The 25,133-nt window shown below is 43.2% G+C and carries 28 protein-coding genes; 21 read left to right on the top strand and 7 right to left on the bottom strand.

Annotation, left to right across the window (positions count from 1 at the left end):
* Positions 1-200: 200 nt before the first annotated feature.
* The 9 genes from E2491_RS05270 (at position 201) to E2491_RS05230 (ending at position 7,504) form a co-directional block, all read left to right on the top strand.
* Complete coding sequence (locus E2491_RS05270; RefSeq protein ID WP_134373679.1) at positions 201-1,352, top strand: D-alanyl-D-alanine carboxypeptidase family protein; 1,152 nt, start codon at positions 201-203, stop codon at positions 1,350-1,352.
* A 155-nt stretch (positions 1,353-1,507) separates the two neighbouring features.
* Entirely contained in the window at positions 1,508-1,861 is a 354-nt protein-coding gene (gene spoIIAA, locus E2491_RS05265; protein WP_134373677.1) for an anti-sigma F factor antagonist, read from the top strand.
* Complete coding sequence (spoIIAB, locus tag E2491_RS05260; protein ID WP_134373675.1) at positions 1,858-2,298, top strand: anti-sigma F factor; 441 nt, start codon at positions 1,858-1,860, stop codon at positions 2,296-2,298. Before spoIIAA ends, spoIIAB begins: the two co-directional genes overlap by 4 nt.
* A gap of 10 nt (positions 2,299-2,308) precedes the next feature.
* On the top strand, positions 2,309-3,052 hold the full coding sequence (sigF, locus tag E2491_RS05255) for an RNA polymerase sporulation sigma factor SigF (RefSeq protein WP_134373673.1): 744 nt from the start codon (positions 2,309-2,311) through the stop codon (positions 3,050-3,052).
* Between the two features lie 16 nt (positions 3,053-3,068).
* The gene (locus tag E2491_RS05250) at positions 3,069-3,656 is read left to right on the top strand and encodes a stage V sporulation protein AA (protein WP_134373671.1); all 588 of its coding nucleotides are present in this window, start codon (positions 3,069-3,071) and stop codon (positions 3,654-3,656) included.
* Entirely contained in the window at positions 3,649-4,080 is a 432-nt protein-coding gene (locus E2491_RS05245; RefSeq protein ID WP_134373669.1) for a stage V sporulation protein AB, read from the top strand. Before E2491_RS05250 ends, E2491_RS05245 begins: the two co-directional genes overlap by 8 nt.
* A 5-nt stretch (positions 4,081-4,085) precedes the next feature.
* The gene (locus E2491_RS05240; RefSeq protein WP_134373667.1) at positions 4,086-5,537 is read left to right on the top strand and encodes a spore germination protein; all 1,452 of its coding nucleotides are present in this window, start codon (positions 4,086-4,088) and stop codon (positions 5,535-5,537) included.
* Between the two features lie 84 nt (positions 5,538-5,621).
* Entirely contained in the window at positions 5,622-6,941 is a 1,320-nt protein-coding gene (lysA, locus tag E2491_RS05235; RefSeq protein ID WP_134373665.1) for a diaminopimelate decarboxylase, read from the top strand.
* Positions 6,942-7,141: 200 nt separating this feature from the next.
* Positions 7,142-7,504 carry a GNAT family N-acetyltransferase gene (locus tag E2491_RS05230; RefSeq protein WP_134373663.1) on the top strand — a complete coding sequence of 121 codons (363 nt, stop codon included), beginning with the start codon at positions 7,142-7,144 and terminating at the stop codon, positions 7,502-7,504.
* Between the two features lie 62 nt (positions 7,505-7,566).
* On the opposite strand, the gene E2491_RS05225 is transcribed toward E2491_RS05230, so the two are convergent.
* From E2491_RS05225 to E2491_RS05200, 6 genes are all read right to left on the bottom strand, one after another.
* On the bottom strand, positions 7,567-8,088 hold the full coding sequence (locus E2491_RS05225; RefSeq protein WP_166805792.1) for a DUF309 domain-containing protein: 522 nt from the start codon (positions 8,086-8,088) through the stop codon (positions 7,567-7,569).
* Between the two features lie 24 nt (positions 8,089-8,112).
* Positions 8,113-8,652, bottom strand: a complete 540-nt coding sequence (locus E2491_RS05220; protein ID WP_134373659.1) for a spore maturation protein — start codon at positions 8,650-8,652, stop codon at positions 8,113-8,115.
* A complete protein-coding gene (locus tag E2491_RS05215; protein ID WP_134373657.1) occupies positions 8,652-9,242 on the bottom strand; it encodes a nucleoside recognition domain-containing protein in 591 nt (196 codons plus the stop codon). The genes E2491_RS05220 and E2491_RS05215 overlap by 1 nt, the downstream gene beginning before the upstream one ends.
* Positions 9,235-10,266: a D-alanyl-D-alanine carboxypeptidase family protein gene (locus E2491_RS05210; protein WP_371414455.1), complete on the bottom strand. Its 1,032-nt coding sequence runs from the start codon at positions 10,264-10,266 to the stop codon at positions 9,235-9,237. Before E2491_RS05210 ends, E2491_RS05215 begins: the two co-directional genes overlap by 8 nt.
* Before the next feature lie 202 nt (positions 10,267-10,468).
* Positions 10,469-11,053, bottom strand: a complete 585-nt coding sequence (scpB, locus tag E2491_RS05205; protein ID WP_134373653.1) for an SMC-Scp complex subunit ScpB — start codon at positions 11,051-11,053, stop codon at positions 10,469-10,471.
* Positions 11,040-11,801, bottom strand: a complete 762-nt coding sequence (locus E2491_RS05200; protein ID WP_134373651.1) for a segregation/condensation protein A — start codon at positions 11,799-11,801, stop codon at positions 11,040-11,042. The genes scpB and E2491_RS05200 overlap by 14 nt, the downstream gene beginning before the upstream one ends.
* A gap of 161 nt (positions 11,802-11,962) precedes the next feature.
* Between E2491_RS05200 and E2491_RS05195 the strand changes: the two genes are divergently transcribed.
* From E2491_RS05195 to E2491_RS05160, 8 genes are all read left to right on the top strand, one after another.
* Positions 11,963-12,688 (top strand): pseudouridine synthase, encoded by a 726-nt coding sequence (locus E2491_RS05195; RefSeq protein WP_134373649.1) that lies wholly within the window; start codon positions 11,963-11,965, stop codon positions 12,686-12,688.
* 123 nt (positions 12,689-12,811) lie between these two features.
* Positions 12,812-13,351, top strand: coding sequence for a thiol-disulfide oxidoreductase ResA (resA, locus tag E2491_RS05190; RefSeq protein WP_208528039.1), 540 nt, complete (start codon positions 12,812-12,814; stop codon positions 13,349-13,351).
* 11 nt (positions 13,352-13,362) lie between these two features.
* Entirely contained in the window at positions 13,363-15,051 is a 1,689-nt protein-coding gene (gene resB / locus E2491_RS05185; protein ID WP_134373645.1) for a cytochrome c biogenesis protein ResB, read from the top strand.
* Complete coding sequence (gene ccsB / locus E2491_RS05180) at positions 15,035-16,213, top strand: c-type cytochrome biogenesis protein CcsB (protein WP_134373681.1); 1,179 nt, start codon at positions 15,035-15,037, stop codon at positions 16,211-16,213. Before resB ends, ccsB begins: the two co-directional genes overlap by 17 nt.
* A 75-nt stretch (positions 16,214-16,288) precedes the next feature.
* Positions 16,289-17,005 (top strand): response regulator transcription factor, encoded by a 717-nt coding sequence (locus E2491_RS05175; protein ID WP_134373643.1) that lies wholly within the window; start codon positions 16,289-16,291, stop codon positions 17,003-17,005.
* Positions 17,002-18,780, top strand: a complete 1,779-nt coding sequence (locus tag E2491_RS05170) for an ATP-binding protein (RefSeq protein WP_134373641.1) — start codon at positions 17,002-17,004, stop codon at positions 18,778-18,780. Before E2491_RS05175 ends, E2491_RS05170 begins: the two co-directional genes overlap by 4 nt.
* A gap of 143 nt (positions 18,781-18,923) precedes the next feature.
* A complete protein-coding gene (gene sigX, locus E2491_RS05165; RefSeq protein WP_134373639.1) occupies positions 18,924-19,469 on the top strand; it encodes an RNA polymerase sigma factor SigX in 546 nt (181 codons plus the stop codon).
* Positions 19,441-20,709: a hypothetical protein gene (locus E2491_RS05160; RefSeq protein WP_134373637.1), complete on the top strand. Its 1,269-nt coding sequence runs from the start codon at positions 19,441-19,443 to the stop codon at positions 20,707-20,709. Before sigX ends, E2491_RS05160 begins: the two co-directional genes overlap by 29 nt.
* Positions 20,710-20,869: 160 nt before the next feature.
* Here E2491_RS05160 and E2491_RS05155 read toward each other — a convergent pair whose 3' ends face one another.
* Entirely contained in the window at positions 20,870-21,118 is a 249-nt protein-coding gene (locus E2491_RS05155; RefSeq protein ID WP_134373635.1) for a ferredoxin, read from the bottom strand.
* Positions 21,119-21,323: 205 nt separating this feature from the next.
* Between E2491_RS05155 and E2491_RS05150 the strand changes: the two genes are divergently transcribed.
* From E2491_RS05150 to E2491_RS05135, 4 genes are read left to right on the top strand one after another with little or no spacing between them, the layout of a single operon-like run.
* A complete protein-coding gene (locus tag E2491_RS05150) occupies positions 21,324-22,463 on the top strand; it encodes a YpbB family protein (protein WP_134373633.1) in 1,140 nt (379 codons plus the stop codon).
* A complete protein-coding gene (locus E2491_RS05145) occupies positions 22,385-23,839 on the top strand; it encodes a RecQ family ATP-dependent DNA helicase (protein WP_134373631.1) in 1,455 nt (484 codons plus the stop codon). Before E2491_RS05150 ends, E2491_RS05145 begins: the two co-directional genes overlap by 79 nt.
* Complete coding sequence (locus E2491_RS05140) at positions 23,817-24,419, top strand: CPBP family intramembrane glutamic endopeptidase (protein ID WP_134373629.1); 603 nt, start codon at positions 23,817-23,819, stop codon at positions 24,417-24,419. Before E2491_RS05145 ends, E2491_RS05140 begins: the two co-directional genes overlap by 23 nt.
* Complete coding sequence (locus E2491_RS05135) at positions 24,400-25,056, top strand: LysM peptidoglycan-binding domain-containing protein (protein WP_134373627.1); 657 nt, start codon at positions 24,400-24,402, stop codon at positions 25,054-25,056. The genes E2491_RS05140 and E2491_RS05135 overlap by 20 nt, the downstream gene beginning before the upstream one ends.
* Positions 25,057-25,133: the final 77 nt, after the last annotated feature.

Here is a 25,133-nt window from a genome sequence, read left to right as displayed (position 1 = left end):
TCGTTACTCGTTTAGACATAAAAATGCCCCCTTCAGAGTAGTAGAGAATTTTTATTATTTCTCTGTCTACTTTGAAGGGAGCATATCAGATTGGAGCTGTCCCGCTTTTTTTATGGGGATAGGCATCAGTTAGCCAAAATGTATAAAACCTTTCCATCTTAGAAAAAATAAAGAAAAAGCATGGGAAAGGTGTGAGCAACATGAAAAAAATTCTCACAATGTTTATCGCGGCGGGGGTCTTTTTTACAGCATCGTCAGTATCAGCAGAGGAAAACGGTCTGATGAATGGTGTCAAATCAGGTATTCTGATCGATGAAAACACGGGTATGATCCTGCTCGAGAAAAATGTAAATGAAAAATTACCACCTGCTTCAATGACAAAAATCGGAACGCTTCTGATGATTATGGAGGCGATTGATTCCGGTAAGCTTAAATGGACGGATGAAGTGCAGGCAAGTGAAGAAGCTGCTTCGATGGGCGGATCCCAGGTTTATTTAAAAGAAGGCGAAACGATGACGGTGGAGGAAATGGTCAAGGCGATATCAGTAGCCTCAGCAAATGATGCTTCAGTGGCAATGGCTGAACATCTCGCCGGGTCTGAGGCTGCACTTGTTGAACAGATAAACAAAAAAGCCAAATCGCTTGGATTGACGAATACGACTTTTAAAAATGTGACGGGACTGCCGGCAGAAGGACATGAGAGTACGGCAAACGACATGGCGATACTTGCGAAAGAACTGCTCAAATATAAAAAAATTACGGAGTTTACGGGGATTTATGAGGACTTTTTAAGGCAGGATGCAGAAGAGCCGTTCTGGCTCGTGAATACGAATAAGCTCATACGCTCCTATAAAGGTGCAGACGGACTGAAAACAGGTTTCACAAAAGAGGCGATGTACTGTTTAACAGCTACCGCTCAGAAAAATAATATGCGGTTAATTTCAGTTGTGTTCGGTGCTGAAACGTCTGCTGAAAGAAACCGTATTACTGCCGGAATGCTGGATTACGGATTTACTCATTATCAGACAAAAACACTATATGAAGCAGGTCAGGCTATTGCAGCCGTAAAGGTTAGTAAAGGTGCTCCGCATGAAGTGAAGGCCGTCATTGACCAGCCGTTATCTTGGCTCAGTGATGGAAAAAAGGAAGCTAACGTCCAAAAAATCATCAGCATAGACCGTGACCTGAATGCGCCTATGATAAAAGGAACGCGGGTTGGCAAGATTATTTTAAAGGTGGATGGGCAGGAAGTAAAAGAGCTGCCTCTTTTGACAAAAGATGAGGTAAAGCGGGCATCGTGGGGAGATTTGTTTAACCGTAGTTTATTAGAGCTGACGGATGGAACAAAATAAGTCGATTTCGTTCTATTTTTTTCTATTAATGTCACCTTGAAGGAATCAAGGCCATTTAGCGTGAATACCTGACTTGTAGGTTGTATGAACGCATGTGTAAAGGTGTGTCGTGCACAGGCTTCATCAGGCGAAAAAACCAGAAAGGGGAATCGCAAATGGCGTGTAAAGTGGAAGCTGAAATCAAGGGGAATATTTTGCTATTAAGAATGGAGGGTGAACTTGATCATCACGAGGTGGAATCAATCCGGAGTGAACTGACTCAACTGATGGACAAAAATGAGATTAAACATCTCGTGCTGAACCTCTCCAATCTCGAATTTATGGACAGCTCAGGGCTCGGATTGATACTCGGAAGATACAAATCCATTCAAAAAGCAGGAGGAAATGTCGTGTTGTGTTCAGCTTCTCCTCAAGTGAAAAGACTTTTTGAAATGTCAGGGATGTTCAGAATCTTAATGGTGGAGCTGTCAGAGGAACGGGCATTTTCAAGATTGGGGGCCGTACAATGAATAACAGCCTGACGTGTACGTTTAAGTCAATCAGTGAAAATGAAGCGCTCGCGAGAATGATTGCTGCTTCATTTGCCGCGGCATATGATCCGACCATCGGGGAATTAAGTGATATTAAAACTGTTGTATCAGAAGCGGTTACCAATGCTATTATTCACGGCTACAGCGGAGCAGAGAACCATGAGGTTTATATGAAGATGTCGATGGTTGAACGTGTTCTGACCATTGAAGTGCGTGACAGCGGAAAAGGTATTTTGGAAGTTGAAAAGGCGATGGAGCCTCTTTATACATCGCGTCCGGATATGGAGAGATCCGGAATGGGATTTACGATTATGGATCACTTCATGGATGGTGTTGAAGTGGTTTCGGAACCTGGCAAGGGTACTACCGTAACGATGACTAAGCAGCTGACATCCGTTCAGGCAGAATGTCATTAGGGGCGGGCTGATGAGTTCATATCCGGTTAACCACGAAACGGTCAGGGAATGGATTCGGCAAAGTCAGTCAGGGGATGAAAGTGCCAGGGAAAGAATGGTTGAAAGCAACATCAGACTTGTCTGGTCAGTTGTCCAGCGTTTTCAAAACAGAGGATATGATCAGGATGATCTGTTTCAGATCGGTGCAATCGGCCTTTTAAAAGCGGTCGATAAATTTGATTTGAGTTATAATGTGAGATTTTCCACTTATGCTGTTCCGATGATTATTGGAGAAATTCAGCGGTTTCTCAGAGACGATGGATCCGTGAAGGTAAGCCGCTCCATTAAGGAACTCGCCATTAAGGTTAAAAGGGCTAAAGAAGCATTAAGCAGTCAGCTTGGAAGACTGCCTTCTGTCAATGAAATTGCTGCCCACCTGGATGTGACGCCTGATGATGTACTGCTTTCACAGGAAGCCTCAAGAGCGCCATCCTCCATTCATGAGACAGTCTACGAGAATGAAGGTGATCCGATTACGCTGCTTGACCAGCTGTCTGCTGATAATGGCGGATGGTTCCATCAGATCGCGATTAAAGAAGCGCTCCTGACGCTTGAGCAACGGGACCGGAAAATCATTTTTCTCAGGTATTACATGGACTGCACACAATCAGAGGTTGCAGAAAAACTCGGCATTTCACAGGTTCAGGTATCCCGGATTGAAAAAAGGGTACTGCTGTCAATCCGGCACTGGATGGAAGAGGCTCAGGAAGCGTAGAAGAGGGTGAAGAAACATGATCGTCACGTTAAGGATGAAAGGCAAATCCGGATTTAGCGGAAAAGAGATTACCTTAAAGGATATTGCTGAAATAACCTCCCGCCATGATATGCACAAAATAGAGAACCTTGTGGTGGGAGAATGGGGTCAAACAACCGGGAGATACAAACTGATTGAGCAGCATCATGTTGAATCAGTCATAAATGAAAAATGTAAAGATATACAAATCAACTGGATTGGCCCGCCGCATACGTTACTTGATTATGTTTCAGATCCACCCCGTCCTTCAATTGTCCTGTTTTTATTTGCCTGGATGCTGCTTTTTTCAGGTGCAGCACTGACCATTATGTACTTTCATCAGGATGTAAGTATGGAGGATTCACAGATTGCGCTGACTGAAATGCTTGGCGGAAGTAATCCTTTATGGTTTCAGGTTCCATACTCCTTTGGACTCGGCATTGGCATGTATTTATTCTTTAACCGTTTTTTGAATAAGAAATTTTCTGATGAGCCAAGTCCGCTCGAAATGGAAGTTCATCACTATGAAAAATCATTGGCCGATTTTTTGACGGATCAGGAAAAGGCGCGTAACCAAAATGGCTGAACATCTTCTTCTGTTATTTCTCGGTCTGTCATCAGGCCTTGCGGTGGGAGGAGGTTTTACAGCCTTTCTTTTTGCGCTCGGCATTATACCCAGGCTGGTGGATCTGACAAATACAAAAAGGAGGTTATCACGGCTCGAGACAGGACTCGTTATGGGCGCACTGTCTGTATGTATCATGCTGATAGCCGGATGGACGATCCCGAACGCAGCCATTTTGGTCCCCTTTGTTGGCCTGTTTTCCGGAATGTTTGTCGGCATGCTGGCAGGAGCGCTTACTGAAGTATTAAAAATAATTCCCCTGATTGCCAGAAGACTGAATAGCCATACACGGCTTCAGGCAATAATAATGGCAATTATCACTGGCAAAATAGCCGGATCACTGTTTTACTGGCTGATCTATTTGCCATATTTGAAAGGGGAATAGAGTATATGCTGCCAACGCATAATCATGAGCTCGACCTGTGGCTTGAAGAACATGCCGGCCTCGGGAAGAGCTTCGATTTTTTAGTCAGGCATATGATGATCCATGATCACCTGATCAGTCTCTATGCAGTGAATGGTTTATGTGAAACAAGATTCATTATGGAGATTCTTGATGAACTCACTGGAAACTCAGACTCAGTGCCACCTCATATGAACGCATGGGTGCAAAACAGGCTGATTCATCATTCTGTTGAGTCTACAGATTCAAAGCAGACGCTTGTGAGACAGGTTTTTTCAGGTTTAATTGCCATAAAAGTCGATGGGGAACCGGATTGTTTTCTGATTGATGTAAGGAGCTATCCCGGCAGACAGCCTGAAGAACCTGATACAGAGAAGGTCGTCAGAGGATCGAGAGACGGCTTCGTGGAAAATATTATCGTAAATACAGCCTTAACAAGAAGAAGAATCAGAGACCCGGGACTTCGTTTTGAAATGCTGGAGGTCGGGGAACGTTCAAAAATGGATGTCGCAATCGGTTATATTAAAGGTCTTGCCAATGATGAACTTGTTCAGGTGATCAAAAAAGAAATTGAACCGATTAAAACGGACGGATTAATCATGACTGACAAATCACTGGAAGAGTACATCGTGAAGCAGGGATTTAACCCTTACCCGCTCGTCCGGTACACAGAAAGGGCTGATATTGCTGCAGAGCATCTTCTTGAAGGGCATGTTTGTATTTACGTTGATACATCACCGAGTGTCATGATTACACCTTCCACCTTTTTTCATCATATCCAGCATGCTGAAGAATTCAGACAGTCTCCTGCAGTTGGAACTTTCATACGCTTTATCAGGATATTAGGAATCATCGCATCCGTATTTCTATTACCACTCTGGTATCTGCTAGCTATTGATCCTGGACTGAAACCGGAATCACTTGATTTTTTGGGGATGAAAGAAGATACTGCTGTACCATTAATAGTACAGCTGCTGATTGCCGATATCGGTATTGAATTTTTAAGAATGGCAGCTATTCACACCCCCACGCCGCTGTCGACGGCAATGGGGCTGATTGCAGCTGTGTTGATCGGGCAGATTGCCATTGATGTTGGGCTTTTCGTTCCTGAAGTCATTTTGTATGTTGCGCTCGCTGCCATTGGAACTTTTGCCACGCCAAGCTATGAATTAAGTGTGGCAAATAAGATGGCACGGGTACTTTTAATGCTTCTCGTATGGGGGTTTCACATCAGCGGATTTGTCATTGGGCTGACCCTTATTCTGCTCTTCCTGATGAAAATAAAGGTTTTTTCAGTGCCTTATTTATGGCCGCTTGTTCCTTTCCGCCCGCTTGCGCTGATTCATGTTCTGATCAGAATGCCGGTTACCCGATCGTTTGTCCGTCCGATGATCGTCAAAACAAAAGACCGTGTCAGACAAAAACCGTCAGATAAATGACATTGCAATAAAACGCTTTAGTGTGATAGAGTACTTACTATCTATAAGTATGTAAGTACTGCTATGGCGGAAAGGAAATAGAACATGCATTATTACGGAACATCAGGTATCAATGAAAAAGGTCACCTGACCATTGGTGGCGTCGACACAATCGAACTGGCGGAAAAATACGGTACGCCTTTGTATGTATATGACACGGCTCTGATCAGGGAACGTGCAAGAGGATTTAAGGAAACGTTTGAAAAGCTTGGTGTATCATCGCAGGTTGCTTACGCCAGTAAAGCTTTCTCTTCGATTGCCATGATTCAGCTAATTGAGGAAGAAGGGCTCAGTCTTGATGTCGTATCAGGAGGAGAACTTTATACTGCGCTTAAAGCAGGATTTAACCCTGAAAAAATTCATTTTCACGGAAACAATAAGAGTAGACATGAAATAGAGATGGCACTTGATGCAGGGGTAGGATGTTTTGTAGTAGACAACTTTTATGAGCTTGAGCTGTTACCTGAAGTGTGTAAAGAGAAAAATACAACAGCGAGTATTTTGCTGCGTGTAACACCTGGGATAGAAGCGCATACTCATGATTATATTCTGACTGGGCAGGATGATTCGAAATTTGGATTCGGCCTTCAGAACGGTCAGGCAGACCAGGCGTTACAATCATCACTTGAAAATCAAAACCTTCAGGTGCTCGGTCTGCACTGCCATATCGGATCCCAGATCTTCGAAACAACCGGCTTTATCAAAGCTGCTGAGAGAATGATTGAAAAGCTGGCTGAGTGGAAAGAACGTTATGGCTTCGAATCAGAAGTATTAAATCTCGGCGGCGGTTTCGGTATCAGATATACAGAAGAGGACACACCGATCGCGCCATCCAGATATGTAGAAGACATAATCGGTCATGTGAAGGATCAGATGGGTCAGCGTCACCTGTCTATGCCTGAAATCTGGATTGAACCTGGACGTTCCCTTGTCGGTGATGCAGGAACAACGCTGTATAAAGTCGGCTCAACAAAAGAAGTGCCTGATATCCGGACTTATCTGGCAGTAGACGGAGGAATGAGCGATAATATCAGACCGGCCCTTTACAAGGCGCGTTATGAGGCAGTAATCGCCAATCACCCTGAAGCAGAGACAGACAACGTAGTATCAATTGCCGGTAAATGCTGCGAATCCGGAGATATGCTGATCTGGGACTTACCGATCAGTGATGCTAACCCGGGAGATATCCTAGCTGTTTTTTGTACAGGGGCATACGGTTACGCGATGGCAAACAACTACAACAGAATTCCAAGACCGGCCGTTGTATTTGTTGAAAACGGAGAATCTGAGCTGATTATTGAAAGAGAAAGTTATGAAGATCTGATCAGACATGACAGACCGTTGAAAGCAGGAAACAAGCGATGAAAAAACAGAATGCCATTACCTTTATCGTGCTCTTAATACTCGCGGTAATCTGGGGGTTCATTTACTGGGCGTTCATCGCATAAATAGGCATTTTGACGGTGATTGAATTAACACAGGGTTTCTAGTATGATAAAGAGCGGCAGCAGTAACATAAAAGAAGAGAGCCGTCTCTCTACTACAACTTTGATAAGGAGTACCTTATGTTAATACGTTATAAAAAATCCTTTGAAAAAATCGCAATGGGACTTATGTCTTTTATGCCAACTGAAAAGGATATCAAGCAGCTTCAGCAATCCATGAAGCTGTATGAAGAGGACCAGCGCTATCAGCTTTTTCTATGGAAGGAAGAGGATATCATCGGGTTGGCAGGCGTATTCATTGAAGAGGAAGCAGTGACGCTTCAGCATATCTCCGTGAACCCCTCCCACCGTAATGAGGGAATTGGGCGGAAAATGGTCGAAACGTTAAAGGAAATTTATTCTGATAAACAGTTAAAGAGTAATTCGTATACGTCAGGCTTTATGGCCAGATGTGATGAACATAAAGAAAACACCGCAGAATAGCGGTGTTTTCTTTATGTTAAATTAAAAACCGTGCCTGGGACATCCCCCGCCTGCGTGATGGGTCAGTTGTTTTTTTCGCGCAGTGCTTTTTGCCGGAGCGCGATGACTTCGCTTCTGTCTCTCAGTGTGTGCCGGTTAATGAGTTCAGGGTTTGACACGTCACTTGGTTTCCCCCATGCAAAGCCTTTTTGGGCACATTCTTGTTTACAGTATGACTCGAGCGCGCTATCGTTGAGGGGAATCATGACGCTCTGATACGGGGTTGCGGCCGCGATGGCACTTTCGATTTCAATGATGATTTGAATAAAAGCTTCATGTTCAATCCCGAGTGCTGCCAGCTGATCTGTTTTTGTGCTCAGCTTACCGTGTGCCTGGTGAATACTTTTTGCAGCACCTCGTAAATTTCCGCGGCGGTAGTGATACAAACCTGTGGCGAATTGTATTAAGCCGGCCCAGACACTGTCTTTCTCCTGTGCGGTACATTCCTTCCAGTATTCTTCGAGCACTTCATGACATTCAAAATAATCACGGTCCCCATGAAAATGAATTAAATAATCAAGGTAGGCCTGATCATAGTTTTTCATCTCTTTCACTCCAATAATCATCCATTATGAAAAAAATCCAAAATACCATGCAGATATCATAACAGCCGCGATCATCCCTGTAAAATCAGCGAGCAGCCCGACTGTCAGCGCACGTCCCATTTTCCGGATGCCGACTGCCCCGAAATAAACCGTGAGTATGTAAAGGGTCGTATCCGTGCTGCCCTGTACGACTGCAGCGATCTTTGAAGCCATATGATCAGGGCCAAGACTATTTGTCAGTTCAGCCACAATGCCAAGAGAGGCTGAGCCTGAAATAGGTCTTGTCAAAAATAAAGGCAGCAGCTCAGAAGGGATCATCAGTTTTTCCAGAACAGGCGAGAAAAAACCGGTCATTAAGTCGAGAATTCCCGAAGCCCTCAGCACACTGATGGCAACGAGCATCCCAAGTAAATAAGGCAGAAGGGCGATTGACAGCTGAAGTCCTTCTTTTCCTCCCTCTACAAAGGCACCGAATGCATCTGTTCTGGTGCATAATGCAGTGATCAGGATAATCAGAATGAGCGTCGGTAAAAAAAAACCTGAGGCGAGCTGGATGGCTGCCATTACTTTCTCCTCCTTGAAACGATCTGCCAGCTGATCCGGTCGTAGATAATCGCGGTCGAACAGGAGACGAGTGTCGCTAGAAAGGCGGGAATCACAATATCAAGCGGATCAGCTGCGCCTTCAGTCAGGCGGAGAGACACGATGGTAGCAGGAAAAAACGTGATAGCTGCAGTGTTCAGACATAAAAATGTCACCATGGAACGACTGGCTTTATCAGGAGCAGGGTTCAATTTCTGCATTTCTTTCATTGCTTTTATACCAAACGGGGTTGCCGCATTACCGAGTCCGAAGAAGTTGGCGGTAACATTGGACATAATAAATCCGAATGATGGATCTTTTTTCGGTAGATCAGGAAATAGCCTTGATAAAAAAGGTGAACAAATAGAAGTGATCACACGCAGCAATCCGGCTTTTTTTGCTACTTCCATCATACCTAGCCAGAAAGTAAAGATCGCAATAAAACCGATGATAAGCTCAACTGCATTTCCTGAAGCTTCAAACATAGCCTGATTGACTTCAGAGGTTGTACCGTTGTAAAAACTGAAAAGCAGACCGATGATGATCATAAAAATCCAGATCAGATTAACCATTGAATCCACCTGCGATTCTTTGAATCAGTTTTTGAAACCAGTTTTTTTCTTTTACTGATTTTTCCTCAAGCTGTTCAGTATGTATGGTCCTGTTTTGCAACTGTACTTTTAACGTCGCATTTTCAGGATTAAGAATAAAGGAAACTTTGTCCTTTTCATGTTTGGCAAGCGGATAGGAGAAATGATGTTTGTTCACGAGAATCACATCTTCAGACTGGTCAGCATAAGGAGGAAGCTCGCCTTTTTCCAGCAGCAGGACGTTTTTGTAAGTTGAAAAGCCGTGTTCAAACATATGAATATGGTCGTTCCAATCATCTGAAGCCTGTATCGTGACAGCAATCAGCGTCATATTATCACGGTTTGCCGAAGTAACAAGTGTTCGCCCTGCTTTTTTTGTATAACCTGTTTTGCCTCCGGAAGCGTATGGGTACAGGCCGGTTACGAGACGGTGTTTGTTATGCCAGAGTGCCGGATTTCCGTTAAGCTCAGCTCGGTATTTTTCGCTCGAGAATATCTTATTGAAGTCTTTATTTTTTATCGCCTCTTTTGTGAGCATGGCCATATCCCTTGCACTCGAATAATGCTGATCATCAAGATCAAGGCCGTGTGGATTAGTAAAATGTGAATGGGTCATCCCTAATTTCTTTGCTTCGTTATTCATCAATACAGAAAAATCTTCTACCGAACCGCTGACATGCTCAGCAATGGCAACAGCCGCATCGTTACCTGACCGGAGGAGGAGTCCATATAAGAGATCCTCCATGGTGACCTTTGTGCCGGCAGGAAGGTAGAGGCTTGAACCTTCAGTAGCCGCCGCTTTTGCTGAGATTTTCACTTCATCCTTCAGTGATGCGTGCTGAAGTGCCACATGCGCTGTGAGAATTTTGGTAATGCTCGCAATTTTCATTTCCTGATCAGCTGCTTTTTCAAACAGGACTCTTCCGCTTTCTGCTTCTATCAAAATAGCTGAAGTGGCAGAAGGAGAAGGGGCAGCTTTCATTTCTGATACAAACAAAAAGAACACCAGCACTGTCAGCAATAGCCTGAAAAATTTCAGAAGTCCCACCACCTTTATTTATACATAGGGGATATATATGTAAAATAGGGGACTGCTATTACTGGCGTATAGGCGCAAAAAAGCAGTTAAGTGAAACTCGCCAGTATCACTTAACTGCTCTATCACCGCGCTATTAAGGTGTGATTAATAAAAGCTTTTGTTCAATTCATCATTCAAGTCCTTTTTTCAGCGATTCAAAAAAGAGATCTCCACCCTGATCTGCGTCATCCTCATCCATCGATTCAGGTAATTCAGGGAGCTCAGTCAGGTTATTCAGACCAAAGCTGTCGAGGAACTCATCGGTTGTTCCGTAGAGAATAGGTCTGCCGGCACCTTCTGCACGGCCTAATTCTTTGATCAGCCCCCGGGATAACAAAGTCTGGACCGGACGATCGGTTTTAACGCCGCGTATTTCTTCAATGGCGACTTTTGTTACCGGCTGACGGTAAGCAATAATGGCCAATGTCTCAAGACTTGCCTGTGACAGTGTGGCTGGCGATGGAGCTTCCGCGAGCTGTTTTATATAATCTGAAAATCCGGCTTTCGTGGCAAGCTGATACTTTTCTGCGTATTCAACGAGCTGGATTCCGCGTGAATCCTCCTGCAGATATTGCTCCCGGATGGTAGCCATGATTTTGAGCACCTCATCTTCTGAAAGTGTCAATACATCCATCAGCTGCTCAACTGTCAGACCCTCATCACCTGAAGTAAATAACAGACTTTCCACAATCGCATAAACATTATGACTGGCCAACTAACGACACTCCTTCAGTAGTCTGGACCATGATTTCTGAAAAATTCTGATCCTGCTTTATCCAAATTTCTTTTCTTTTAACAAGTTCCAGTACTGCTAAAAATGAAACGACCATATGAGGTTTTTCAGCGACAGGAAAGAGTGATGAAAATGGCTTCGGATCCTTGGAGGCTTTAACATTCTCAAGGATTTCCTTCATCCTGTCTTCAATTGAAACATCCTGCCGCGTAATTTTAGTTGATAACGGCCGCTGAATTTTTTTTCTTCTCATTAACTTGTTAAAAGCACCGAGTAAATCATAAATATCAACCTTTAGCGGTTCGCGGCCATCAGTTTCATCTGGAGCATATCCTGTCAGATCCTCCGGCGGTTTGGTGAACAGCTGTCCGCGCTCCAATTCTTTATCCTTGAGGTGATCTGCAGCTTTTTTATATTTCCTGTATTCAATCAGCTTTTCAACGAGTTCATCTCTCGGATCCTCTTCATAGGATAGGGCATCCTCTTCCCATGGCTCCTCGTGTTTCGGAAGTAGCATACGGCTTTTAATAGCCATCAGCGTTGCGGCCATGACAAGATATTCGCTTGCTACGTTCAGTTCAAGTACATTCATGGCACGGATATAGAGCATGTATTGCTCAGAAATTTCCGCCATCGGGATATCATAAATATCAATTTCAAGTCCTTGTATTAAGTGAAGTAATAAATCCAGCGGACCTTCAAATCCGTCCAGCTTTACATTGTATTCCATACATATCACCATTTCCTCGTTTCACTATCATCATAGTATAGCGAATTTAGCGGGTTCTTCCAATAGGAGATGTGAAGCTTTTAGGTGCTCGTCATTCCCTTTTAGAACGTGTTGTGACATAATGCACTATGAGAAAGTATAAGCGAAGAGGAGTATGATGTATGGAAAGACTACAAAAGGTGATTGCACATGCAGGTGTTGCTTCACGGAGAAAAGCTGAAGAGCTCATTATAGATGGAAAAGTAAAAGTGAACGGAAAAACAGTCACAGAGCTCGGAACAAAAGTAAGTCCTTCTGATTCGATTGAAGTCGGGGGAGTAAAGATTGAACGGGAAAATAAGGTTTATTTTCTGTTTTATAAGCCATCAGGCGTGATTTCTGCCGTGAAGGACGACAAGGGACGTAAGGTTGTAACAGACTTTTTTGATTATGTAGAAGAACGGATTTATCCGGTGGGCCGCCTTGACTATGATACGTCAGGCATTTTACTGCTGACCAATGACGGTGAATTTGCCAATCTGCTGACTCATCCGAAATATGAAGTAACAAAAACCTACATTGCACGGGTAAAAGGTCTTGTGCGAAAAGAAACATTAAAAAAGCTGGAAAAAGGCATCAAGCTGGAAGATGGCATGACCGCTCCGGCAAGAGCAAAAATCATTTCAGCAGATAAAGAGAAAGACAAGACAATCGTAGAGTTAACGATTCATGAAGGTCGCAATCGTCAGGTAAGAAGAATGTTTGAGGCTGTCGGTCACCCTGTTCAAAAGCTTAAAAGAGAACGCTATGCATTCCTTCATTTGACCGGTTTAAACGCGGGCGAAGCGAGAGAATTGACACCACATGAAGTAAAACAGCTCCGCGCTCTGGCAGAAAACGGTCAATAACCTTTCGTTTAGCGCAATTTTCACACTTCATTCAAATACTTCATCCTAGGTCTATGCGATGTAATGCTATAATGACAATGAATCTCTGGGAAGAATGAACGTATTGATAAGGAGGTAACATCCGTGCAAAACAAAAAGAAGAAACGGCTGGTTATGCGTATCTCCATACTGGCAGTTTTACTTGCTGCTGTTTCTTACACCATTTACTCAAGCGTCGTCGGAGAAGAACGTAATCTCGTGAAGGCGGGGGATCAGGCACCTGATTTTGAACTGACTGATCTTAATGGAGACGTTCACCGCTTATCCGATTATGAAGGAAAAGGTGTTTTCCTGAATTTCTGGGGAACATGGTGTAAGCCTTGTGAAAAAGAAATGCCTTATATGGAGAACCAATATCAGAAGTTTGCGGATCAGGGTGTTGAAATTATTGCTGTAAATGTGGGTGAATCACAGTATAAGGTGTCTAATTTCGCAAACAAGTACAATCTGACATTCCCTGTTGTGCGTGATGAGCACAAGGACGTAATGGATGCTTATTCAATCGGTCCATTGCCAACGACGCTGCTGATTTCTCCTGAGGGAGAAGTGACACAGGTGATCACAGGTGAAATGTCAGAAGAAATGATCGCTTCCTACATGGAAAGCATCAAGCCTGAAAGTTAGGAGTCCTTAGAATGAATGAGTTAGTCTGCAAATGCGGCCACGTTAACAAAGAAGGCTCAGAGCTATGCCTGCAGTGCGGCCGAACGCTGACAGAGCAGGCAGAACAAAGAAAAACGAGCGACGTGATGCGTTATGAGGGAATGGCCAGGCGATCCCAGACCTACAAACGTTCGGTTATTGACCGTATATGGAATTTCTTTTCCTCTGTTAAAGTCGGAGTATGGCTTATTGTGATAACGCTGGTAGCCTCAGCAATCGGAACCATTTTCCCGCAGGAACTGTTTATTCCGCGAAATATTGATCCGGCGGCTTATTATGAAGACCGATACGGATTGGCAGGTAAAATTTATTATGTTTTAGGTTTTCATAATCTATACGGATCATGGTGGTATATGCTGCTGATTGCGGCAATCGGAACGTCCATCATTATTGCCAGTCTGGACCGGGGTGTCCCGCTGTACAAAGCTTTGAAAAACCAGAGAGTGGAAAGACACGGATCTTTTCTGAAGCGTCAGCGCATTTATTCAGAATATGTAACTGACCGTCCGGTAGAAAAGCTTGAAGAGATTGGGGCAGGTCTGGAAAAGAAAAAATATAAAATCAGAAAAGAAAACAATCACCTTCTGGCTGAAAAAGGAAGGTTCTCACGCTGGGGTCCTTATGTGAACCATACTGGTCTGATCATTTTCCTGATCGGAGCCATGCTGCGTTTCGTTCCTGGTATGTATGTGGATGAACAATTGTGGATTCGGGAAGGGGAAACCTTAAATATTCCCGGAACAGATCAGCAGTATTTCCTTGAAAACAAAGGATTTACGCTTGAGACATACAATGAGGGACAGGATTCAGATGTGTTTGATGCGACGCTTCAAAGGGTTGGTCCGGTTGCGAAAAACTTCCAGACGGATGCTGTTTTATATAAGCGTGAAGAAGGAGATATTGCGGGTTCTGCAAACAGAGAAATGGAACCGCTCTTTGAACAGCCGATTCAGGTTAACATTCCGCTGAAATTTGACGGCTTTGCGCTGTATCAGACTGATTATATCGAAAATGAATTCCATACAATGTCATTTACGCTTGAAAATAAAGAGACAGAGGAGAGCTTCGGTCAATTCACCGTCGATCTTTTTAACCCTGAGCAGGATGGTTTGTATGACTTAGGTAATGGCTATCAGGTTGAAATGATGGGTCTCTATCCTGATTTCTCAGGTTTTGAAGACGGAGAGCCTCAGTCAGCTTCACCACTGCCGAATAACCCTGCGTTTCTGTTTAAAATGATCACACCGGATAAACCGGATGGAGAAGTCGCTTTCATCGGTATTCAGCAAAATCTTGAACCGCTAGGAGAGAATGAGTATGCTCTCAGCTTCAGCGGTTTGGAAACAAGGGATGTATCAGGGCTGACAGTACGTAAAGATCTTACGCTTTGGATCCTTGCCCTTGGCGGAGCCATCTTTATGATTGGTGTGGTTCAGGGTGCATACTGGAACCATCGCCGCGTCTGGCTTAAAGCCGGTGAGGATGGAAAACTGTATGTGGCCGGACATACGAATAAAAACTGGTTTGGCCTGAAAAAAGATTTATCAGCATCCTTTGAAGGAACAGACCTTGCAATTCCTGAGGATCATCAGGAACTGAAGGATTCAAAAGGAACGGCAAAGGAGGAACAGGAACGTGGCACAACTGGCCAGCATCAGTAGTACACTGCTTTATACAGCTTTTGTACTTTACTTAATTGCAACGGTATTTTTTGCCGGTTCAATTAAATCAAAAAAACATACAAATCAGATTGGAAAAAACCGCTGGGCTACGATTGGTATCACCATTACCATCATTGGTTTTGCTGCACAGCTTGGCTACTTTATTACAAGGTGGATTGCAGCAGGACATGCTCCTTTAAGTAATCTGTTTGAATTTATTACTTTCTTTGCGATGATGCTTGTATTATCATTCATCATTATTTATTTTATGTACCGTCTGCACATATTAGGTGTATTCGCGTTGCCGATCGCGCTTTTGATCATTGCTTACTCAAGCATGTTCCCGCGCGATGTTTCACCACTGATCCCTGCATTGCAGAGTGACTGGCTGTTTATTCACGTCTCAACCGTTGCAGCAGGTGAAGCTATTTTAGCAATCAGCTTTGTGGCCGGATTAATCTACTTATTAAAAGATGTGGATCTTACAAAAGGTGGTAAGCAGGTTTTCTGGCTTGAAGCAGTTTTAATTGGTCTAATGCTCGTAGTCGGATTTATCGTCAGCTCGATTTCTTTTTCAATTGCGGGAGCTGGAGCAGAATTTTCTTACGTGAATCCTGAGGATCAACAGGTTACCGCAGAATACGCCATGCCAGCATTGGTCGTCCCGAATGAAGGAGAGCTGTTAACAGAAGGTGCATTTGCAACATCATTGGAAATGCCTGCTATTGTTAACGCAGCCCGATTGAATACAGTTATCTGGTCACTTCTATTCGGAGCAGGAATTTACCTTCTGATCCGTCTCATTACGAGAAAGAAACTGGCGGGAATACTTCAACCGCTCGTAAGAAAAGCAAACCCGGATCTACTTGATGAAATTGGCTACCGCTCTGTGTTGATCGGCTTTCCGGTCTTCACACTCGGGGGACTGATTTTTGCAATGATTTGGGCTCAGATCGCATGGACGCGCTTCTGGGGATGGGATCCGAAGGAAGTGTGGGCACTTATCACCTTTTTGTTTTATGCTGCATTCCTTCACCTTCGCTTATCAAGAGGATGGGAAGGAAACCGTTCAGCCTGGCTTGCTGTAATTGGATTTGTTATTATAATGTTTAATCTGGTAGCTGTGAACTTAATTATTGCTGGTTTGCACTCCTATGCATAATTAAAGCCCTCACGCTGATCGTGAGGGCTTATTTTAAAACTGAATTACATAAGAACCTAGAAGGGGGCTTTTTTCATGAATGAACTTGGTCATATTCTGGTGGTAGATGATGAAGAAAGAATCAGAAGACTGTTAAAGATGTACCTTGAAAGAGAAGGGTATACGATTCAGGAAGCGGAAAACGGTGAACAGGCATTGAAGCTTGCGCTTGAAGAAGACTTCGACTGTATCCTGCTTGACCTGATGATGCCTGGTAAAGACGGGATCGAAGTTTGTAAAGAACTGCGGGAAGTGAAGACAACACCGGTTATCATGCTGACCGCCAAAGGTGAAGAAGCAAACCGTGTTCAGGGGTTTGAAGTGGGAACGGATGATTATATCGTTAAACCATTCAGTCCGAGAGAGGTAGTGCTTAGAGTGAAGGCTCTATTGCGCCGCTCCTCTGTAAGCAGTTATGTGAAGACTGATCCAAAGGCGAAGGACATGATTGCCTATAATCACCTGGTCATCGATAATGATGCACACCGTGTTACAGCAGACGGTCATGAGGTGACATTAACGCCTAAAGAATACGAACTGCTGTTATTCCTTGCGAAAACACCTGATAAAGTATACGACCGTGAGCAGCTTTTGAAAGAAGTATGGCATTACGAGTTTTTCGGAGATCTTAGAACAGTGGACACCCACGTAAAACGTTTAAGGGAAAAGCTGAACCGAGTATCTGAAAAAGCTGGTAAAATGATCGTAACCGTCTGGGGTGTAGGCTATAAATTTGAGGTTGCGGATGAATGAGAATATGGAGAAGCGTAGTAGGCAAGCTGTGGATCACGATTCTGCTGCTTGTCTCCTTTGTGTTGTTCATTCTGACGATTCTGCTGCTTGAGTTCTTTCAGAATTATCATGTGGAAGAAGTGGAAGAGAGTCTCAGGTATGAGGCGCAGAAAATCTCGAGCATCGTTCAGGAGCATAATAACCTGGACTTAAGCCTGCAGATTATTGATGAGGTGATGGATGATCCTGTTCATTCCATTATCTTTCTGAATGGAGACAGTGTGTATTCTTCAGACGAACTGAATAATGATGAGATCCAGGAAACAATTCAATCCAACCGTGAACTTGAGCGGGTTATGACAAACGGGGAAATTGTCCAGCAGGAAATAGCGCTTGACGATAATGAATCGCAAAATCGATACAATAACATCATGATTATTGGTGCCCCCGTTACGTCAGGCAGCGGTATCATGGGTGCTGTGTACGTCTATCAGTCATTAGAAGCGATCCAGCAAACGACCGAACAGACAACGAGATTAATCGTTCTTGCAGCAGGAATTGCCATTATCCTGACGACCTTTTTTGCTTTCTTCCTGTCTACCCGGATCACAGCACCTCTTCGTAAAATGAGAGAAGGTGCTTTTGAAGTAGCAAGAGGAAAGTTTGACACGAAAGTTCCAATCTTAACACAGGATGAAATAGGCGAATTGGCAACAGCTTTTAATCAGATGGGACGCCAGTTAAAACATCATCTCGATGCACTGAGTCATGAAAAAGAGCAGCTTTCAAGTATTTTAAGCTCTATGGCTGATGGAGTCATTACGTTTAACCGGGACCAGACAGTGCTCGTTTCAAATCCACCTGCTGAAAAGTTCCTGCAATACTGGTATGAAGAGCAGGAGGGATATACAAAAGAAGCGCTGCCTCCTAAGTTGTCAGAGTTAATAAATGAAGTAATGGCAACAGATGAGGAACAGATAGGTGAAGTCACGATTCACGACCGTTCATTCGTTACGATTATCAGCCCTTTATACAGTGGACAATCAGTAAGGGGGGCTGTAGCTGTTCTTCGGGATATGACGGAGGAAAGAAGACTGGAGAAGCTGAGAAAAGATTTTATTGCAAACGTCTCACACGAGCTGAGAACCCCTATTTCCATGCTGCAGGGTTACAGTGAGGCGATTGTCGATGACATTCCTCAGTCTGATGAAGAGCGGAAAGAGATTGCTAAAATTATTTATGATGAATCACTCAGAATGGGCCGGCTCGTCAATGAGCTGCTGGACCTCGCACGGATGGAGGCAGGTCACATTGTGTTAAATAAAGAACAGCTTGAAGTCAATTCGTTCACTGAAAGAGTGCTCTCTAAATTTCAGGTTGGTGTAAAAGAAAAAGGAATCAAGCTGCAATTGAATACAGTAATTGATGATAATGAGGCATTATATGCTGATCCTGACCGTATCGAGCAAATCCTCACAAATCTGCTTGATAATGCGGTCCGTCATACACCTGATCATGGTCAGATTTCTATCGAACTGCGTCAGGACAGCCGGTTTATTCATTTTTCCGTAAGAGATAACGGCGTTGGTATTCCTGAAAGTGATTTACCTTTTATATTTGAACGCTTCTATAAAGCAGATAAAGCAAGAACAAGAGGTCAGGCGGGAACAGGGTTGGGACTTGCCATCGTTAAAAATCTTGTTCAGGCACATGGTGGTGTAATCAAAGCTGAAAGTAAAGTGAATGAAGGTTCTGTTTTCAGCTTCAGTATACCGGCAAACGTGAATAAAACATGAACAAAACTGTCTCTGTAAAAGGGGCAGTTTTATCTATTTTCCAAATTTTATTTTTCACCAATACACTCATATAGTAGAATGGTGAGTGTAACTTTTTAGAAGCTGTTACGACTAATGCTATGAACGGGGGAGGAGTATAGGAAATGGACTCCGTTTTTCAACGATTATATACAGAATATCAGCAGGATGTGTTTCAGTTTCTCATTTATCTTGTGAAAAACAGGGATACAGCGGAAGACCTGCTACAGGAAGTTTTTATAAGGGTGATGAAATCATACGAAAACTTTGAAGGCAAAAGTTCTGAAAAAACGTGGCTTTTTTCCATTGCGAAAAATGTAACCATTGATCATTTCAGAAAACAGAAAACGATTCGCAACCGTGTCATGGACCACTTTGACTGGGGAAAGCGTGATATAGAATCATCGGATTCCCTGCCGCAGGAAATTGCTGAACAGAACGAAGATATCCAAAGACTCTACAGATGTCTTGACCGCTGTTCTGTTGACCAGAAAATGGTGGTCGTTTCTAGATATATACAGGAACTGAGTATTACCGAAACGGCTGAAATCCTTGGCTGGTCTGAAGGAAAAGTGAAGACGACGCAGCATCGTGCGATCAAGAAATTGAAAGAGCTGATGGCTGAAGAGGAAGAAGGTGATCATGATGAAAAAATCACAATGGAACGATGATAAAATAGAGTCACTGTTAAAGAAAATGCCTGTGATTGAAAGCAGAACTTCAGCTGAAGAGATTTATCAGCATGTGGAACTCAGAAAGAGGAAAAAGAAAACAACTGCGAGATGGATGCCGGTTGCAGCAAGCCTTGCAGCACTTCTTCTTTTGGTCATTCTGGTACCGGGACTGATGAATCAAAATCAGGAAGAAGCAAGCAACATGGCCTCGGACTCCTCAAGCGATTCAGCGGAGATGACAGCAGAAGGCGGCAGCGAGGAAGAAGCCGTCAATGATGAAGCTGCCGGGGAATCAGAAGAAAGTCAGCTACAGCCATCAGAGGACGCTGCTCCTGCTGCAGAAGATGAGAGGGAAGAAGATACTCAGGAGGCGACCGAAGAAAGCACCCTGGAAGAACCTCAGGAAGGTTTTTCGTCTGTAGTACTTGGGGGAGATACAGAGTCTAACCTGATGACAGATCAAGAAGCTTTGGAGAACGCGTCTTTCGATGTAGGACTTCTCTCTGAAGACGGATTTGTCATTCCGATGACTGTCATCGTGCCGGCTGAATCAGACCGTAATAAAACGAACCTCGAGCTTTATAATGACTGGATCGCTTCCCTGGACGAAGAAGGGCTCGGATTTGCTGATTATCATCCGCTCAGCTCTAATCTTACTGAGAATGGTGGAAACCTTGAAGGAACGATTTCTGAAATCGAGGAAAGAACGGTAGGAGCATCCTCTGATATTCTACTGGACGTATTGAACGAAACATTCGGTTCCTCATACGAAAATATTCGTCTCGTGAATGAAGATGGGTCACTCCAGGAACTGAATCAGGTTGGGGAAGTCGAACAGTTCAACCTGTCGAAGGATAATCACGTTTTCTTCATTTACCAGCAGAATAGTGAGCAGTATTTTTATGTTCCATCCTACGAGTCCTATGATTCATTTGAACAAGCGATTGGTGCGATCAATCAGATACCGAATGACCGCTTTCAATCAGCATTACCTGACACATTGAGCCTGGAAGCTGAGGCAGATGGCCAAAATGCAACGATTCGGGTTGAAGGCGCAACGGAAGATCTGACTGCGCTTGAAAAACGTCAATTCGTTGAAAGTATTTTACTGACAGCCAAATCTTTCTCACTTGATACGGTAACATTCGAAAATGTTGAACAGGATTTTGTTACAGGATACGATTTTACACAGCCGGTAGAAGTTCCTTACGGGTATAATAAAGCTTATATTGAATAAAATCGGGTTGTGTGCAACAAGGAGCAGGGATCATGATATATCCCAGCTCCTTTTTTTGATTTACAACGAAATGTGTAAATCATGCCATGAGAAGAGAGTCTGTGAACATAAAAAAGCTGTAACGGCTCTGAGCAGAGCTGTTACAGCTTTTACTTACTTGCTATTCATATTTCAATGCATCACCGTCAAACGGTTCTTCTGAAACCTTAATGGAATCAGTCGGACAGCCTTCAAATGCATCCAGCATGTCATCGTACAGTACTTCAGGAACTTCAACTGTTCCTTCATTATCATCAAGTGTAACAAATGCGATTCCTTCATCATCGTAATCGTAGATGTCCGGAGCAGCAGCACCGCATGCACCGCAGGCAATACATGTATCTTTATCAACAATTGTATACTTAGCCATTTATATAACCTCCTCTTTCAGTCATTCGTTTGTTGCTACAGAAAATATCCAATCTTTATTCTACCTATATCAATATAGATTTTCAACAGTGTGTGTTTGCTTAGCACGTATATTTTCCTTTACCCCTATCAGAGGAAAGAAAACAGGATGACCAGCTTCAGTATGATAAAATAATAAGACTATGACAAAATGAAAGGAGAAACAGATGAATTATTCGGAAGCCATTTATCTGATAGGGCTCGACCTGTTTAACGGTGAGCGAACGGATTCGGCACTTTATCATTTAATCACCGGGAAAAAAACTTCGCAAACTATTCAGGATGCCCACCTCTTTGGATTATCCCCTTTATTTAGTATTGTCCCAAACCTGAAAAGAAAACAGTTTGATGAGACGATTCATCATTTAAAAGCACAAAACTTCCTCATCCTAAATGAAACCTCGAAAAGTCTGGTTACGGATCATGGAAAAGAAAAGGTGCGCCATTTTTTTGCAGAACATTATTTTCCTGCTGATCTGGATGGATGGCGCTATGGTGATGCAGGAAGAATTTTTTGGGGAAGGGTTTCATTGCTCATTCAAACGTTATCGAACCTTACTCAAAATGAATCACGCTTTTTTCCCGTCGAAAGAGACCGGCAAATCCAATCATGGGTAAAAGACCAGCTTATACATAGTAAGTCAGCTAAAAAAACATTGTTCGATCAGCTTTACCTTGAATGGAAGGCTCTGTTTCAATCCACTGATTTTCCTGACGACCCATTGCTGATTGTTCAAAAGTTTTCAGGATGGAACCTGATTGGCCTGACATATGATCAGCAGGCTGACTCTTTATCCTGTTCACCGGATGAAGTATATTACCGCTTTATCAACGCTCTTCATTACTCTTTAGCCAAAATAGTTGGAAAAAAAGAAGATTATCCTATGCTGCACCACATCTTAAAAGATCTGCTGAAACAGGATCAGCTCTTCACTGTGTCTACGGCAGAAACTAAAAGGCTGTTAGATAACGGAATGGATTTAATTGAAATTTCCCGGAAAAGAAGATTAAAGCCAAGTACAATTGAAGATCATATTCTTGAACTGGCACTCCTTGACCGTACGCTCGAAAAAAAACCTTTTGTATCTGAAGAACTATATACTGCCATCAGTGAGGTTGCGGCCAGGTCCGGAAGTAAAAGGTTAAAGGTGATTAAAGAGGCAATTCCTGACGCGGATTACTTTCAAATACGATTTGTACTTGCGAAAGAAAACGGGGAGGCAAACCAATGGAACAGCTATTACAGAAAAAATTTGGCTTTGAATTCTTCAGAGAAGGACAAAGGGAGGTCATCAGCCACGTTTTAAATCGTCAGCACACTCTGGCAATGCTTCCTACAGGAACAGGGAAGAGTCTCTGTTTCCAATATCCTTCTTATGTAAATAACATGCGGGTGATCATTGTTTCCCCGTTACTCTCTCTAATGCAGGATCAGGTTGAACAGATTAAATACCGAGGCGAGAAAAGTGTAGCTGCTCTAAATTCTTTTTTATCGTATCAGGAGAAAAAAGAAGTGATGTACAACTTAAAGAACATCCGCTTTCTGTTTATCTCACCGGAAATGCTGAATGTTAGGGAAGTCAGACAGGAACTGAGAAAAGTATCTTACGGTTTATTTGTAGTGGATGAAGCCCATTGTATTTCGCAGTGGGGTCCGGATTTCAGACCTGACTACCTGATGCTTGGGAAAATAATCAAGGAGCTTGGCAGTCCGGTTGTCCTTGCGTTAACCGCTACTGCAACAGCTCAGGTGAGAAAAGATATTATGGAAAAGCTTCAGATTCAGGATGCAGCGCAGTGCATTTACTCAATCAACCGGTCTAATATTGCCTTAACCGTGTTAACGAGTGATTCTCCTGAGGAGAAGAAATCTGAGCTGGAATCTGCGATGGAGACGTATCCTTCACCTGGAATTATTTATTTCTCAAGTAAAAGGACAGCGGATGAATTGGCGGATTATTTCAGTAAAAAAGGTTTCCTCACATCCAGTTACCATGGAGATGTGGAGCAGGATCAGCGAATATTGATTCAACAGCAATTTTTACAGGGGCAACTTAACTGGATTTTTGCCACTAATGCGTTCGGTATGGGGATTAATAAGGAAAATGTCAAAACCGTTATACATTTTCATATGCCCTCTTCAGTAGAAAACTTTGTTCAGGAAATCGGGCGTGCAGGGAGAGACGGATCAAATGCTCAGTCCATTCTTCTATACAGTAAGGGAGATGAAGTGATTCCGATGCAGCTTGCAGAATCTGAAACGCCGGGCAGCTCCCAGATCAGGGAGTTTTACCGGATGGCCTCAGCACGTCACGACACGAACACGATTCAGCAGGAACTGTTTTTGTCAGATACGCAGATGAGGGTTCTGTTGCATTATTTTAACGAAGAACCATCACCCGGCTGGGAAAATAAAATCATCGAAAAGCTTACAAGCCGTTTTCTTGCAAAGAAAAAAAAGATCGTGGAGATGAAAGAATACGTTGATAATGACTCATGCAGAAGAGAAATGATTTACCGTGCATTTGGTGAGGTGCCTGTTAATCAGGAGAGATGCTGTGACCTGTGTGGACTCAGTAAGCCTGCAGTGCAGGAAAGACCTGATCGCAATGCACAGTCACTCGGCTGGCTAGAAAGGCTGGATCAGATCTTTAATCGGGGTGGTCAAACTGAATCAAAATGAACATTTAACAGGAGAAAATTTATTTAAAGCCGTATTGTTATCACAGCTGCTTATTTTGATTGTGGCGATTGCATTGAGTTTTGTTCTGTTTGATTCAGCAAATGACTTTATTTCCATTTTCAATTGGGAGTGGACTTTTATATGGATCGGTCTTTTATCAGGTGTTTTCGTTGCTTTGCTTGATATTTTTTTCATGAGAAAACTTCCTCCTGCTATGTATGACGATGGCGGGATCAATGACTTGCTGTTCTCCTCCATACCTGTTTGGAAAATTGGCGTCGTTGCGGCGGGAGCAGCCATAACAGAAGAGTTTCTCTTCAGAGGTGTCATTCAGACTCACTTCGGCATTGTGTTTGCAAGCCTTGTTTTTGTGCTGATCCATTTTCGATATTTGCGAAAGTGGTACCTGCTTATTAATATGACGGCACTCAGCTTTTTTATTGGGGGAATTTATGAATATACAGAAAGTCTATGGTCAGTTATCTTTTTACACTTTATAATAGACTATATATTAGGTATTTATATTTATATAACATCAAAACATAAAGAAGGGGTTCATTATGAAACGAGATCCTTTTAGAGATCAGGCAGAAAAAAACAGAAAAAAAATTATTGCCGAAAAGAAGGAAGAACAGGTTACATCCTCCACGCCACTGACAAGGGTGGAAATGCACAGCCAGAAAAGAGAGCAGAAACAATCTAAAAAGAAACCTTTTCCACTTATAGGTGTGCTTCTTGGCTTATTTGTTTTATTGCCACTCATTGCAGTTGTCGGATCAATGGTTTTTTCAGGAGAAGAGGACGGCTTAACGAACGCAGTTGTGGAGCGGCCGGTAAATGAATTCCAGAAAGATAATGGAACAGCCAATTCCGTTTCTGCAACCTCGCCTGAAGAAGACGAGGAACAGGAAGAAACGGCTGACGAGAACTTCAATCAGGATGAATCATCAACTCCACCTGCTGAATCGGAAGAGGAACCGGTAACTGAAGCACCGGCAGACGAACAGCCGGTTGAGGAAGCACCTGAAGAAACAGTGGAAGAAACGCCGGCACCTGCGTCTGAAACAACCCATACCGTGCAGCCGCAGGAAACCCTTTACCGGATCGCTGTCAATTACGGACTTGGGAGTGATGGTGTTGACAGGTTAAGAGAATTAAATGGATTGTCAGGAAACGAAATTTACACAGGGCAGGTTTTGAAAATACCGGCTCAATAATTACTATGAATCCGGCTTAATGTAAACCAGGATTAAGAAAAATAACAATTTAACCGGAATTTTAAAGGGATATCGTG

The sequence above is a fragment of the Jeotgalibacillus sp. R-1-5s-1 genome, from assembly GCF_004405105.1.
GTDB lineage: Bacteria > Bacillota > Bacilli > Bacillales > Jeotgalibacillaceae > Jeotgalibacillus.
Note: the sequence above shows the minus strand (reverse complement) of the source record. Positions and strands in the feature narration are given on the sequence as shown.

Excerpts from the sequence above, each read along its gene's own strand:
- E2491_RS05200 (WP_134373651.1), bottom strand. The coding sequence starts at position 11,801 with ATGGAATACAATGTAAAGCTGGACGGATTTGAAGGTCCGCTGGATTTA.
- E2491_RS05175 (WP_134373643.1), top strand. The coding sequence starts at position 16,289 with ATGAATGAACTTGGTCATATTCTGGTGGTAGATGATGAAGAAAGAATC.
- E2491_RS05150 (WP_134373633.1), top strand. The coding sequence starts at position 21,324 with ATGAATTATTCGGAAGCCATTTATCTGATAGGGCTCGACCTGTTTAAC.
- spoIIAB (WP_134373675.1), top strand. The coding sequence starts at position 1,858 with ATGAATAACAGCCTGACGTGTACGTTTAAGTCAATCAGTGAAAATGAA.
- E2491_RS05215 (WP_134373657.1), bottom strand. The coding sequence starts at position 9,242 with ATGGTTAATCTGATCTGGATTTTTATGATCATCATCGGTCTGCTTTTC.
- sigX (WP_134373639.1), top strand. The coding sequence starts at position 18,924 with ATGGACTCCGTTTTTCAACGATTATATACAGAATATCAGCAGGATGTG.
- sigF (WP_134373673.1), top strand. The coding sequence starts at position 2,309 with ATGAGTTCATATCCGGTTAACCACGAAACGGTCAGGGAATGGATTCGG.
- E2491_RS05220 (WP_134373659.1), bottom strand. The coding sequence starts at position 8,652 with ATGGCAGCCATCCAGCTCGCCTCAGGTTTTTTTTTACCGACGCTCATT.
- E2491_RS05225 (WP_166805792.1), bottom strand. The coding sequence starts at position 8,088 with ATGAAAAACTATGATCAGGCCTACCTTGATTATTTAATTCATTTTCAT.
- E2491_RS05245 (WP_134373669.1), top strand. The coding sequence starts at position 3,649 with ATGGCTGAACATCTTCTTCTGTTATTTCTCGGTCTGTCATCAGGCCTT.
- E2491_RS05145 (WP_134373631.1), top strand. The coding sequence starts at position 22,385 with ATGGAACAGCTATTACAGAAAAAATTTGGCTTTGAATTCTTCAGAGAA.
- E2491_RS05170 (WP_134373641.1), top strand. The coding sequence starts at position 17,002 with ATGAGAATATGGAGAAGCGTAGTAGGCAAGCTGTGGATCACGATTCTG.
- E2491_RS05230 (WP_134373663.1), top strand. The coding sequence starts at position 7,142 with ATGTTAATACGTTATAAAAAATCCTTTGAAAAAATCGCAATGGGACTT.
- E2491_RS05270 (WP_134373679.1), top strand. The coding sequence starts at position 201 with ATGAAAAAAATTCTCACAATGTTTATCGCGGCGGGGGTCTTTTTTACA.
- lysA (WP_134373665.1), top strand. The coding sequence starts at position 5,622 with ATGCATTATTACGGAACATCAGGTATCAATGAAAAAGGTCACCTGACC.
- spoIIAA (WP_134373677.1), top strand. The coding sequence starts at position 1,508 with ATGGCGTGTAAAGTGGAAGCTGAAATCAAGGGGAATATTTTGCTATTA.
- E2491_RS05195 (WP_134373649.1), top strand. The coding sequence starts at position 11,963 with ATGGAAAGACTACAAAAGGTGATTGCACATGCAGGTGTTGCTTCACGG.
- E2491_RS05250 (WP_134373671.1), top strand. The coding sequence starts at position 3,069 with ATGATCGTCACGTTAAGGATGAAAGGCAAATCCGGATTTAGCGGAAAA.
- resB (WP_134373645.1), top strand. The coding sequence starts at position 13,363 with ATGAATGAGTTAGTCTGCAAATGCGGCCACGTTAACAAAGAAGGCTCA.
- E2491_RS05240 (WP_134373667.1), top strand. The coding sequence starts at position 4,086 with ATGCTGCCAACGCATAATCATGAGCTCGACCTGTGGCTTGAAGAACAT.
- E2491_RS05155 (WP_134373635.1), bottom strand. The coding sequence starts at position 21,118 with ATGGCTAAGTATACAATTGTTGATAAAGATACATGTATTGCCTGCGGT.
- E2491_RS05135 (WP_134373627.1), top strand. The coding sequence starts at position 24,400 with ATGAAACGAGATCCTTTTAGAGATCAGGCAGAAAAAAACAGAAAAAAA.
- E2491_RS05160 (WP_134373637.1), top strand. The coding sequence starts at position 19,441 with ATGATGAAAAAATCACAATGGAACGATGATAAAATAGAGTCACTGTTA.